We start from the raw sequence: 11,659 nt of genomic DNA on the forward strand, positions 1-11,659 counted from the left end.
GTACGTGATGATCTCGAAGTATCTGGTGTCGCTCGATGAGGTCGCCAAGGTTCGCGACGAGCATCTGGCCTTTTTGGAGGGTCTTGTCGGGCAGGGCGTCGTGGTGGCGGCCGGCCGGCAGAACCCGGCGGTCGGCGGGCTTGTTCTGCTCGACGTGCCGGACGAGGAGCGCGCGTTCGAGGTGCTGGCCCGCGACCCGTACGTGCTGAACGGTGTCGCCGAATACACGGCGATCGGCTGGTCGCCGACCGTGGGCGTGCTCAAGAGCTATTCAAAGAGCTAAATCGTCCCCGGTCAGCAGTCCGCGAATGTTCAGCGCCGCGCTGACCGGGGGCGGGCACTCGTTCACGATCACGGCGGTGCCCACGTAGGCGTCGCCGACGAGCGTGCGCAACGCGCCGGCCTGGGCGCCGGTCGCGGCCCAGTCGTCGACCACGAGCACCCGGTCGTCGGGGGCGATCAGGCCATCCCGTACGCCCAGATGCTGCTCTTCGCCTCGATGATCGGTAGGCACGGTCACCCAGCTCATCGGCTCGGCGATCGGGCGGCGCACCCCGGCCCGGTAGGCCTCCACGAAGCCGGCGCCCAGCGAGCGCGCCACCAGGGGCCCGACCAGGAAGCCGGTCACCTCGGGGGAGACGACGACGGTGGGGGACGACGAGCGAAACAGATCGGCGAGCGCGTCTCCGAGACCGGAAACGATCAGCGGATCACGCCACCAGCCGGAGCGGTTGCTGACCACGTAGCCGGTGTCATCGCCGGGATCGGTCCACCGGAATCGGGCGCGGAGGAGATCACGAAGATCGACTGACACGCGGACATCCTGTCACCATTACCGGGCCGACCGACCGAGGCCGGTGAAACAGGTGGTTAGAACCGAGTCGAACTACAGGTCAAGTTGATGCAGTGACTCGCCCTGATCGGGCATGCTGTTCGGCGTAACCATGCCTACTCTGCCGCCGGGCCGTCGCCCGCTGAGCCCAGGATCCCGCGCCGGCCTCGGCGCGGCCCTCGTGCTGCTCGCGGTCGTGTCCGCGGTGGAGCTCGCGGACGGGCCGCACGCCCGGTTCGTGGGCCTGCTCGCGGCCGTCCCGTTCCTCGCCGCCGTCTTCGCCGTCTGGCAGACCGTGCTGGTGGTCGGCGTGCTCGCCACGATCGTCGGCTCGGTCTTCGTGGGCGTCGACACCACGCAGGGCATGTCCGGCCTCATCAACATCGTCGGCATCATCCTGGCCACCGGCATCGCAGCGACCGTGGCCACCATCCGGCAGCGGCAGGCCGACCGGATCGTCCAGCTCCAGCGGCTGGCGGCGGTGGCTCAGCAGGCGGTGCTGCGGCCGATCGGCCCGCAGGTCGGCGCGCTGGCGGTGGCCGGCCGGTACATCTCGGCGACCGCGGCGGCGGACATCGGCGGAGACCTCTACGAAGCTCTGGATACGCCGTACGGGGTCCGGATCATCATCGGTGACGTGCGGGGCAAGGGCCTCGACGCCGTCCGGCTGGCCAGCATCGTGCTCGGCTCCTACCGGCATGTGGCGTACGAGCGGGCCGACCTCAAGGCGGTGGCGGCCGACCTGGACCGGGCCGTGGCCCGCAGCGTCGGCGATGAGGATTTCGTGACCGCGGCCCTGGTCGAGGAGCGCGGCGGCACCCTGACGATCGTCAACTGTGGACATCCGGCGCCGCTGCTGCTGCGGCGCGGCCAGGTGATTCCGCTGGAGCCGCAGGCGCCGGCGCCGCCGCTGGGCTTCATGCCCGAGGTCAAGGCGCGGGTCGAGCGGCTCGAGCCGGGCGACCGGCTGCTGCTGTTCACCGACGGGCTGGGCGAGGCGCGCCGGGACGGGGAGTTCTTCCCGACCGCGGACCGGGCGTGGCGGCTACTCGGCCACGGCACGGTGGGCGACGGACTGGCGTCGCTGGAGACGGCACTGGTCGATTGGGTGCACGGCCGGCTCGAGGACGACATCGCGCTGGTCCTGCTGGAGTACGCGGGACCGGGTGACGGCCCGACCGTCCCGATGCCGAGCTGGGAAGTCGGGGCCGCCGGCAGTTAGGCGGCCGCGGTCTCCGCCGTCGGCGCCGGGGCCGGGGTGGGAACGGGAGCCGGGGCGGGAACGGGCGCGGGAGCGGGAGCGGATACCGGCGCGGCCGGGGAGACCGGCACGGCCGGCACCGGATCGGCGCGGCGGTGCCGCCCGACGTAGTGACGTGGCTGGTCCGCCTGGCGAGGCTCAGGAATCAGGCTCTTGATCGTGGCGAACATGGCGACTCCTTGCGTTTAGGCGAGTCTCTATTCGGAGCAACGAGCCGCGAGACACCTCGATACGTCGCTACGACGGCCGTCATCACTTATTGGCCGAACGGCTGTCCCGCCGTCCACCTGATCGGCGGTCCTTGATGTTCGAACCGCCGGTTGGTCACAGAACCCCTTGCCGCTTGTCGGCTCCTACCGATGGGTAATACAGTGGGAGTTACTGACGGGTAACTCGCGTTTCACTCGCGTCGTTCGGAAGCGGGGCCAGCACCTCATGACTCACTACAAGAGCAACCTTCGGGACCTCCAGTTCAATCTGTTCGAGGTCTTCGGGGCTGACAGTGCGTTCGGCCAGGCGCCGTACGACGAGATCGACGCGGAAACCGCGCGCGATGTCCTCTCCGAGATCAATCGCCTCGCCACCGAGGATCTGGCGGCCAGCTACACCGACGCCGACCGCAACCCGCCGGTCTTCGACCCGGCCACCTACACGGCGCCGCTGCCGGAGTCGTTCAAGAAGTCGTTCGAGACCTGGATGGCCTCCGAGTTCTGGCGTCTCGATCTACCGAGCGAGCTGGGCGGCACGCTGGCGCCGCGGGCCCTCTGGTGGGCCCTCGCCGAGAACGTGCTCGGCGCCAACGCCCCGGTCTGGATGTATTCGTCCGGACCGTCGTTCGCCTCCGTGGTGCAGCGGGAGGGCACGCCCGAGCAGCAGAAGTGGGCCAAGCTGTTCGTCGAGAAGCAGTGGGGCTCGACCATGGTGCTCACCGAGCCCGACGCGGGTTCGGACGTCGGCGCCGGCCGCACCCGAGCGATCCCGCAGCCCGACGGCTCGTGGCACATCGAGGGCGTAAAGCGGTTCATCACCTCGGGCGAGCACGACCTGTCCGACAACATCATCCACTACGTGCTGGCCCGCCCGGCCGGCGTCGAGGGCGTGGGTGGGCCCGGCACCAAGGGCCTGTCGCTGTTCATCGTGCCGAAGTTCCACTTCGACGCCGAGACCGGCGAGCTCGGCGAGCGCAACGGCGTCTACGCCACCAACGTCGAGCACAAGATGGGCATCAAAGCCTCCAACACCTGCGAGATGACCTTCGGCGAGCACGGCACCCCGGCCCAGGGCTGGCTGCTGGGCGAGGTGCACGAGGGCATCCGGCAGATGTTCATGATCATTGAGTACGCGCGCATGATGGTCGGCACGAAGGCGATCGCGACCCTGTCGACGGGTTACCTCAACGCCCTCGAGTACGCCAAGAACCGCGTCCAGGGCGCCGACCTGGTGCAGAACAACGACAAGGCCGCGCCGCGCGTCACGATCACGCACCACCCGGACGTACGCCGTTCGCTGATGCTCCAGAAGTCGTACGCCGAGGCCCTGCGCGCCCTGGTCATCTACACCGCCACCTGGCAGGACAAGGTCGCGATCGCGACGGCGGCCGGCGACGAGAAGGCGGCCAAGGCGGCGAGCAAGGTCAACGACCTGCTCCTGCCGCTGGTCAAGGGCGTGGGCTCGGAACGCGCGTACGAGCTGCTGGGTCATGAGTCCTTGCAGACGTTCGGCGGCTCCGGATTCCTCCAGGACTACCCGCTCGAGCAGTACGTGCGGGACGCGAAGATCGACACCCTGTACGAGGGCACGACCGCGATCCAGAGCCTCGACCTGATCTTCCGCAAGATCGTCAAGGACCAGGGCCGCGCGCTCGCCACGCTGGCCACCGAGATGCAGGGCTTCGTCGAGAGCGAGGCCGGCAACGGGCGGCTCAAGGAGGAGCGGCTGGCGCTGGGCAAGGCGCTCGGCGAGCTCCAGCAGATCCTCGGCACGGCGATGGGCTGGCTGGCCGCGGTGCAGGGTGGCGACACCCGCGAGCTCTACAAGGTGGGCCTCAGCTCCCGCCGCATCCTGCTCGCCATCGGCGACGTCGTGCTCTCCTGGCTGCTGCTGCGGCAGGCCGAGGTCGCGCTCAAGGCGCTCGGCGGCGAGGTCTCCGAGACCGACAAGAACTTCTACGAGGGCAAGATCGCGGCCGCCCGGTTCTTCGCCCGCGAGGTGCTCCCGCGGGTGGGGTCCGACCGCCGCATCATCGAGAACACGACCCTCGACCTGATGGACCTGTCCGAGGACGTTTTCTAGAAGTCCCGAGACGACGAAGGCCGGCCGGACAATGGCGTCCGCCGGCCTTCGGCATTTCCATGACCAGCGTCAGCCCCGGCTCGTGTGCCTCTCGACGAGGCGCATCGAGCCGGGCTCGGTCTGCGACCACGAGCTCTCGGCACGGTGGACGGCCAGCCCGGAGGTGCGCAGCTCGACCTCCTGCCCGTCCCACTGGTCGTTCGGGATGAGCAGGATGGACACTTCGGACATGGTGGGGTTGTGGCCGACCACGAGGATCGTTCGCACCGTGTCGGGCACCGCGCGGAGCAGGTCGAACACCTCGGTGCGGCCGCCCGCGTACAAACCCTTCTCGTAACGCACCTCGGGTGACACCAGGCCCGGCTGGGCCTGCGCGAGCGCGATCGAAACGCCCTGCCAGGTCTGCCGGGTACGCGCCGCGGGCGAGCACAGCACCAGGTCGGGATGGATGCGCTCGTCGGCCAGCCAGGCGCCGGCCGCATCCGCGTCGGTCTCGCCCCGCGTGGTCAGCCGGCGGTCGAAATCGGGGTCGGCGCCGGGGGTCTCGGCCTTGGCGTGCCGGAGGAGTACGAGCGTCCGTGCGGTCATGGGAACAGCTTGCCTGATTGAGGATTCGATCGCGTGGGTAAACCCCGGAACGACGCATTGACCCCGGTGAAGATCAAGGAGGCCCGACGATGGGCATCGGCGGAAGCATCTTCCTGCTGGCGGTGGGGGCGATTCTGGCGTTCGCCGTCAACGCGAGCATCAGTGGAATCGACATCAACGTCATCGGCTGGATTCTGATGGCCGCCGGCCTGGTCGGCCTCATCATCACGCTCTGGTACTGGAACAGCCGGCGCCGCACCGTGGTGACCCGGCAGACCCAGACCCCGGTGGCCGGCCCGGGCGCCGGCTACGCGGCCGAGTACCGGGAGACGCGGCGCGAGGACTCGCCGCCGCCCCCGCCGCCCGGCTACTGATTTCGCAGTCGCTCCAAGCTCGCGACGCCGACCTGCCGCCACCCCCCTAGGCGGACGGGTCGGCGTCGCGCTTTCTCATTTGAGGGCGGACTCGATCGCGGTCGCCAACGGAGTCACCGGGCGGCCGAGCAGCGCCTCGAGGTCGGTGCGCGGCACGTAGAGCGCACCCTCGGACGCGGCCCGGTCCGAATCGGCCAGCACCTCGGCGAACGCGGCCGGCAGCCCGACGCCGACCAGCAGCTCGGCGTACTTCTCCGGGGTGAGGTCGGTGTAGGTGACCGGCTGGCCGGACTGCCGGGAGATCTCGGCGGCCAGCTCGGCCATCGTGAACGGCTCGCCGCCCAGCTCGTACACCTTGCCGGCGTGACCGTCGCCGGCCACCGCGGACGCCGCGGCCTCGGCAAGGTCGGCCCGGGTGGCGCCGGCGATCTTGCCGTCACCCGCGGCGCCGAACAGCCCGTGCGCGAGCGCCTGCTCGACGTTGTAGTTCTCGATGTACCAGCCGTTGCGCAGGATCACGTGCGGCAGGCCGGACTCGGCGATCATCCGCTCGGTGGCCAGGTGCTCGCCGGCCAGCTGCATGTCGCTGGTGTCGGCCTTGGGCGCGCTGGTGTAGATGATCTGGCCGACGCCCGCCTTCTTGGCCGCGGCGACGATGTTGGTGTGCTGCGGGATGCGCTTGCCGACCTCGCTGCCCGAGATGAACAGGACCTTGTCGGCGCCGGCGAACGCGTCGGTGAGCGCGTCGACGTCGTCGTAGTCGACCTTCTTCGTGGTGATCCCGAGGTCGGCGATCTTGTCGAGCTGGCGGCCGATGCCCACGATCTCGCTCGCCGGGATGCCCTTGGCCAGCAGGGACTCGATGGCGAGGCGGCCGAGGTGCCCGGTGGCGCCGGTGACGACGATGGTCATAGCTGTCTCCTTCACGGTTGTAGACAGCGTAACTTCGCAGGTCAGAGATCACTTCCCAATCGATAGTGGGCACCTTGAAGTGCAGTACTCACCTGAGAGATAGTTAGCAGGTGGAAGTCAGTGCCTACGCCAAGGACTGCCCGAGCCGGCAGATCCTCGACCGGATCGGCGACACGTGGAGTGTCCTGATCGTGGTGATGCTCGTCGACGGGCCGCATCGGTACACCGAGCTCGCCAAGCGCATCCAGGGGGTCAGCCCGAAGATGCTCACGCAGACGTTGCGCGGGCTCGAGCGGGACGGGCTCATCAGCCGTACGGTGTATCCGGTCGTCCCGCCCCGCGTCGACTATGCGTTGACGGACCTCGGGCGCAGCCTCTACGGGCTGGTCGAGGGCCTGGAGAAGTGGGCGGAGACGCACATCGAGGACGTGCAGGCCGCCCGCTCGACGTACGACGCGGTGCAGGCGCAGGCTCAGGCGTAAAGGGCGAAATACACGGCTATGTGGTGGCAGATCGCCGCCACCAGCGTGCAAGCGTGGAAGAACTCGTGGTGCCCGAAGATGTTCGGCCACGGGTTCGGCCGGCGCAGCGCGTAGAAGACCGCGCCCACCGTGTAGATCACGCCGCCGACGACCAGCAGCACCAGGCAGGCCACGCCGCCGACGTGCAGCACGTCGGGCAGGATCGCGATGGCGGCCCAGCCCAGCGCCACGTAGAGCGGCGCGCCGGCCCAGCGCGGCAGATGCGGCCAGATCACCTTGAGCGCCACGCCGCCGAGCGCACCGCCCCAGATCAGGCTCAGCATCAGCGTCGCCTTGCCGGGCGAGAGCAGCTCCACGCAGAACGGCGTGTAGGTGCCGGCGATGAAGATGAAGATCATCGAGTGATCCATGCGGCGCATGATCTGGTAGCCGCGCTCGCTCCACACCCGGCGGTGGTAGAGGGCGCTGATCCCGAACAGGCCGCAGACGGTCGTGCTGTAGATCAGGCAGCTCAGGAACGGGGCGATCCCCGGACGGCTGAGCGCGATCGAGCAGAGCACGACGCCGCCGACGAGGGCGACGAAGAAGGCGTACTGGTGTAGGCGGCCGCGCAGGCGTGGTTTGCCGAGATCGGCCGGTTTCATCCGGAACGGTGCGGTGGTCGTCACGCCTCCCAGGTTACGGCACCGTAGGTTACTGGCCAGTAGTGAAGCCGCTCACCCGGATGCGTCCGGCAAGATGATGTTCATGAGGTTAAGGCCTGCCGGTAGCAGCGCGCTGCTCATCGAATGTCGCGATGCCGAACAGGTGGAAGCCTGGCGTGCCGACCTCTGGCGGCGGCGCGAGGCCGGTGAGCTGCGCGTGGCCGACATCGTGCCCGGCGCTCGAACGGTGCTGCTCGATGGCGTGGATCCCTCGATCGGGTCCTATCTGTCCCGCCTTCCGGAACCGGTGGCCGACTTCGGCGACCCCGGGCCGCTCATCGAGATTCCAGCCACATTCGACGGGCCGGACCTTTCGGATGTCGCTTCGCAGTGGAATGTCCCAGTTCCCGAGGCGATCACGCGGCTCCTGTCGCTGGATCTTGCCGTCGCCTTCTGCGGCTTCGCTCCGGGTTTCTCCTATCTGCGCGGTCTGCCGGCGGAGTGGGCCGTACCCCGGCTTCCGTCCCCTCGCCCGCGAGTGCCGGCCGGCGCGATCGGCCTGGCCGGCCCGTATGTCGGAATTTATCCGTCGGCCTCGCCCGGCGGGTGGCGCCTGGTGGGTCATACCGATCAAGAGCTTTTCGACGTACGCCGTGAGCCGCCGGCGTTGTTGACACCGGGCGCCCGGGTCCGGCTGGTGGCGTCGTGATCACGGTGCTGCGCGCCGGGCCGTTGACGACCGTCCAGGACCTCGGCCGCCCCGGCTACGCCCACCTCGGGGTGCCCCGGTCGGGGGCGCTGGACAGCGCGGCGCTGGGCCGGGCCAACGCGCTGGTCGGCAACGATCCGTCCGCGGCCGGCCTGGAGACGACGCTGATGGGCTGCGCGCTGCGGTTCGAGACGGCGGCGCTGGTGGCGGTGACCGGGGCCGAGGCCGAGGTGCGGGTCGACCGTTCGCCGGTCGCCTCGTCGTCGGTCGTGCCGGTGCCCGCCGGTGCGGTGCTGGACGTCGGGCGGGCCCGGCGCGGGGTGCGGTCGTACGTCGCGGTGGCCGGCGGAATCGACGTCGAGCCGGTGCTGGGGAGTCGCTCGACGGACACGCTCTCCGGGCTGGGGCCGCCGAAGCTGGTCGACGGGATGACGCTGTCGCTCGGTCCCCGGGACATCGCCGCCGAGCCCTTTGCTCTGCTTACCGATACGCGCATCGAGCCGGCGGGCGAGTTGGTGCTGGGAGTGCGGCTGGGTCCCCGGGACGAGTGGTTTGAGGCAGAAGGGCTGTTCTCCCACGCGTACGCCATCTCGCCCTTGAGCAATCGCGTCGGATGCCGGCTGGCCGGCAGCGCCCTGACCCGCACCCAGCCGGGCGAACTGCCCCCGGAAGGGGTGGTGCTCGGCGCCGTGCAGGTGCCGGCGGACGGGCAGCCGCTGATCTTCCTGGCCGACCACCCGACGACCGGCGGTTACCCGGTGATCGGCGTGGTCGAGGACGTGACGCCGCTCGCGCAGGCGCGGCCGGGGAGTACGGTGCGGTTCCGTGCCGTCGATTGACCTGAACGCGGACCTCGGCGAGGGGTTCGGCCGCTGGACCCTCGGTGATGACGAGGCCCTGCTCGAGATCGTGACTTCGGCGAACGTGGCCTGCGGCTTCCACGCCGGTGACCCCGCCACCATGCACCGCATCTGCGCGTCCGCGATCGCACGCGGTGTGGCCGTGGGCGCACAAGTCGCCTATCGCGATTTAGCCGGATTTGGTAGGCGCCGCATCGAGTATGAGCGTTATGAGCTCCGTGACGATGTGTTGTACCAAATGGGAGCGTTGGAGGCGTTCTGCCGAGTTGCCGGCGGCCGGGTGTCGTATGTGAAGCCGCACGGGGCGCTCTACAACACGGCGGCCGTGGACGAAGGCCAGGCGTCGGCGGTGGTGGACGCGGTGGTCGCCTATGACCCGGGGCTGCCGGTGTTGTGCCAGCCGGGGTCGATGCTGGCCCGGTTGGCGTCGTCGGCGGGGTTGACGGTCGTGGGTGAGGGGTTCGCCGACCGGGGCTATCGGGTGGACGGGACGCTCGTGCCGAGGTCGTCGCCGGGCGCGCTGGTGCATGAGCCGGAGGACGTCGTGGCGCGGGCCGTCCGGATGGCCGTCTCCGGGGTCGTCGCCACGTCGGAGGGTGCGGATGTGGCCTGCCGGGTGGAGTCGATCTGCGTCCACGGGGATACGCCGGGGGCCGTGGAGTTGGCTTTCCGGGTGCGGGAGGGGTTGATGGGGGCGGGGCGGGTGGTCGCGCCGTTCCGGCCTGTGGATAGTCCGCCGAAATTGTCGTAGGGGGGCCGTAAAGTCCACCCCCACCCACTGATCGGGTGGGGGCGGGCCTTCGACCTCGGCTTTCGACCGCGGCCTTCGACCGCGGTCCTCGCTCGTCAGGCCGGCTGAGCCTCGGCCGGCTGAGCGTCGTCCATGCCACGCAAGATCAGCGGCAGGCGGGTCGGGCCGCCCTCGGTCACCACGATCGGCACGCCCCAGTCCTGGCGAGTCAAATGGCAGGCGGCGAACTCGACGTCCACATCACACGTCGCCGCCTGGGCCACGACCTGCAGGATGCCCGTGCGGACCTCCGGGTTGATCACCAGCGGGCGGGACAGGTCCGTCGTGACGCCGGCGCCCTCCAGCAGGAGCTCCGGCGGGGAGGCCGAGACCTCGAGGCGGGTGGACGGGCCGAACTGGGTGTCGAGCTTCTGGCCGGGGGCGGGCGTGAAGATCACGTCCAGGGTCAGGGGGCCGGCGGCGACGGGGGACGGCGGGCGCTCGGTCTTGCGGCGCTCGCCCGCGACGGTCTTGACCACGCCGGGGGCCAGGTGGGTCAGGCGGTGGGCGGCGGACTCGACCACGATCACGTTGCCCGCGCTCGTGACGATGATGTCGCTCGGCTCGGCCAGGCCCGCGTCGACTGTGGACATCTCGTCCGCCACCGGGTCGTAGCGGCGGACGGCGCCGTTGTAGGTGTCGGCTACCAGGACCGAGCCGTCGGGCAGGGCGGCCACGCCGAGCGGGTGCTGGAGCAGCGCCTGATTGGCCGGGCCGTCGACGTGCCCGAAATCGAACAGGCCCTGGCCGACCGCGGTGTGCATGACGCCGGCCTCGATGTAGCGCAGGGCGGACGTCTCGCTGTCGGCGATCCACAGGCGGTCGCCGCCGACGGACAGGCCGGACGGCTGGGCCATCCAGACGTCGGGGATCGGGCCGTCGCGCAGGGACTCGACCGTGGTGCCGGCGTAGACGCCGACGGTGCCCTCGGCCGGGTCGAACCACCACAGCTCGTGGATGCCGGCCATCGCGACGATGACCTTGCCGTCGAACCAGGCCAGGTCCCACGGCGAGGAGAGGTCGGCGGTCAGGGCGGGCTTCGATCCTTCGATTGCCGTACGCCACGGGCGGCCCGATCCCGCGACCAGGCTGACGTCGCCGGTTGTCAGGTTCAGGCCGCGCAGCTGGTGATCGACGGTGTCGGCGACCAGCACCTCGTAGCCGACCCGCTCGGCGACCGCCCCGGGCAGGAGTAGGAGGCCCTGCGGCTCGTTGAACGGCTCGCCCCGCTCGCCGCTGCCGTAGCGGCGGACCAGCGTCTCGCCGTCGGCGGTCAGCTCGGCGATCGAGTGCCGGGCGGAGTCGGAGACCAGCAGGTTGCCGTTCGGCAGCTCGACCGCCTTGCCGGGGAACCGGAGCAGCGTGTGGGGCTCGGCCGGTGGCACGTACGGGCCGTCGCCGCGGTGCAGCGTGCCGTCGGCGGTGTGCTTGACGATCAGCTCGTCGATCAGGCGGGACAGGCCCTCGGCGTGGCCCTCGCCGGCCATCGAGGCGACCAGATAGCCGGTCGGGTCGATCACCGCGAGCGTCGGCCACGCCTTGGCCGCGTACTGCTGCCAGAGGTGCATGTCGCGGTCGTCGACCACCGGGTGGTGCACGCCGTAGCGCTCGACCGCGGCGGCCAGCGCCACCGGGTCGCGCTCGTGCTCGAACTTCGGCGAGTGCACGCCGATCACCACGAGGGCGTCGCCGTACTTCTCCTCGAGCGGGCGCAGCTCGTCGATGACGTGCAGGCAGTTGATGCAGCAGAACGTCCAGAAGTCCAGCAGCACGATCTTGCCGCGGACGTCGGCGAGGGTCAGATCCTTGCCACCGGTGTTCAGCCAGCCTCGGCCCCGAAGCTCGGGCGCCCGCACGCGCGCAGTCATCGCACCATCGTGCCGCACCGGGCGGGCCGGTCCGGCACGAAGGTGGT

14 protein-coding genes are annotated in these 11,659 nt (G+C 70.1%); 8 read left to right on the forward strand and 6 right to left on the reverse strand.

Annotated features, from left to right (window positions below):
- The first annotated feature begins 7 nt into the window (after window positions 1-7).
- Entirely contained in the window at window positions 8-283 is a 276-nt protein-coding gene (locus ACZ6TB_RS38360) for a YciI family protein (protein WP_465563301.1), read from the forward strand.
- Here the strand turns inward: ACZ6TB_RS38360 and ACZ6TB_RS38365 are convergent.
- Complete coding sequence (locus tag ACZ6TB_RS38365; protein ID WP_465563304.1) at window positions 272-814, reverse strand: phosphoribosyltransferase; 543 nt, start codon at window positions 812-814, stop codon at window positions 272-274. The two genes, ACZ6TB_RS38360 and ACZ6TB_RS38365, sit on opposite strands and share 12 nt — an antisense overlap.
- Window positions 815-926: 112 nt before the next feature.
- Here ACZ6TB_RS38365 and ACZ6TB_RS38370 point away from each other — a divergent pair, with 112 nt between their 5' ends.
- Entirely contained in the window at window positions 927-2,054 is a 1,128-nt protein-coding gene (locus ACZ6TB_RS38370) for a PP2C family protein-serine/threonine phosphatase (RefSeq protein WP_465563307.1), read from the forward strand.
- On the opposite strand, the gene ACZ6TB_RS38375 is transcribed toward ACZ6TB_RS38370, so the two are convergent.
- Complete coding sequence (locus tag ACZ6TB_RS38375) at window positions 2,051-2,263, reverse strand: hypothetical protein (protein WP_465563309.1); 213 nt, start codon at window positions 2,261-2,263, stop codon at window positions 2,051-2,053. The two genes, ACZ6TB_RS38370 and ACZ6TB_RS38375, sit on opposite strands and share 4 nt — an antisense overlap.
- Before the next feature lie 265 nt (window positions 2,264-2,528).
- On the opposite strand from ACZ6TB_RS38375, the gene ACZ6TB_RS38380 reads away from it, so the two are divergent.
- A complete protein-coding gene (locus tag ACZ6TB_RS38380; protein ID WP_465563311.1) occupies window positions 2,529-4,385 on the forward strand; it encodes an acyl-CoA dehydrogenase in 1,857 nt (618 codons plus the stop codon).
- Between the two features lie 69 nt (window positions 4,386-4,454).
- Here the strand turns inward: ACZ6TB_RS38380 and ACZ6TB_RS38385 are convergent, their stop codons facing one another.
- The gene (locus ACZ6TB_RS38385; protein ID WP_465563313.1) at window positions 4,455-4,973 is read right to left on the reverse strand and encodes a SixA phosphatase family protein; all 519 of its coding nucleotides are present in this window, start codon (window positions 4,971-4,973) and stop codon (window positions 4,455-4,457) included.
- An 89-nt stretch (window positions 4,974-5,062) separates the two neighbouring features.
- Here ACZ6TB_RS38385 and ACZ6TB_RS38390 point away from each other — a divergent pair, with 89 nt between their 5' ends.
- The gene (locus tag ACZ6TB_RS38390; protein WP_465563316.1) at window positions 5,063-5,347 is read left to right on the forward strand and encodes a DUF6458 family protein; all 285 of its coding nucleotides are present in this window, start codon (window positions 5,063-5,065) and stop codon (window positions 5,345-5,347) included.
- 75 nt (window positions 5,348-5,422) lie between these two features.
- On the opposite strand, the gene ACZ6TB_RS38395 is transcribed toward ACZ6TB_RS38390, so the two are convergent.
- Window positions 5,423-6,259: an SDR family oxidoreductase gene (locus tag ACZ6TB_RS38395; RefSeq protein ID WP_465563319.1), complete on the reverse strand. Its 837-nt coding sequence runs from the start codon at window positions 6,257-6,259 to the stop codon at window positions 5,423-5,425.
- Window positions 6,260-6,369: 110 nt separating this feature from the next.
- Between ACZ6TB_RS38395 and ACZ6TB_RS38400 the strand changes: the two genes are divergently transcribed.
- Complete coding sequence (locus ACZ6TB_RS38400) at window positions 6,370-6,741, forward strand: winged helix-turn-helix transcriptional regulator (RefSeq protein WP_465563321.1); 372 nt, start codon at window positions 6,370-6,372, stop codon at window positions 6,739-6,741.
- On the opposite strand, the gene trhA is transcribed toward ACZ6TB_RS38400, so the two are convergent.
- Window positions 6,732-7,409 carry a PAQR family membrane homeostasis protein TrhA gene (gene trhA / locus ACZ6TB_RS38405; protein WP_465563324.1) on the reverse strand — a complete coding sequence of 226 codons (678 nt, stop codon included), beginning with the start codon at window positions 7,407-7,409 and terminating at the stop codon, window positions 6,732-6,734. The two genes, ACZ6TB_RS38400 and trhA, sit on opposite strands and share 10 nt — an antisense overlap.
- A gap of 79 nt (window positions 7,410-7,488) precedes the next feature.
- Between trhA and ACZ6TB_RS38410 the strand changes: the two genes are divergently transcribed.
- Genes ACZ6TB_RS38410 through ACZ6TB_RS38420 form a run of 3 tightly spaced genes read left to right on the forward strand, consistent with a single transcriptional unit; the run spans window position 7,489 to window position 9,705 of the window.
- Window positions 7,489-8,094, forward strand: a complete 606-nt coding sequence (locus ACZ6TB_RS38410; protein ID WP_465563394.1) for a 5-oxoprolinase subunit B family protein — start codon at window positions 7,489-7,491, stop codon at window positions 8,092-8,094.
- Window positions 8,091-8,933, forward strand: coding sequence for a 5-oxoprolinase subunit C family protein (locus ACZ6TB_RS38415; protein WP_465563326.1), 843 nt, complete (start codon window positions 8,091-8,093; stop codon window positions 8,931-8,933). Before ACZ6TB_RS38410 ends, ACZ6TB_RS38415 begins: the two co-directional genes overlap by 4 nt.
- Complete coding sequence (locus ACZ6TB_RS38420) at window positions 8,929-9,705, forward strand: LamB/YcsF family protein (RefSeq protein WP_465563397.1); 777 nt, start codon at window positions 8,929-8,931, stop codon at window positions 9,703-9,705. The genes ACZ6TB_RS38415 and ACZ6TB_RS38420 overlap by 5 nt, the downstream gene beginning before the upstream one ends.
- Window positions 9,706-9,800: 95 nt before the next feature.
- Here ACZ6TB_RS38420 and ACZ6TB_RS38425 read toward each other — a convergent pair whose 3' ends face one another.
- Window positions 9,801-11,612, reverse strand: coding sequence for an NHL domain-containing thioredoxin family protein (locus ACZ6TB_RS38425; RefSeq protein WP_465563329.1), 1,812 nt, complete (start codon window positions 11,610-11,612; stop codon window positions 9,801-9,803).
- Window positions 11,613-11,659: the final 47 nt, after the last annotated feature.

It is taken from the genome of Actinoplanes sp. NPDC051537, assembly GCF_055586105.1.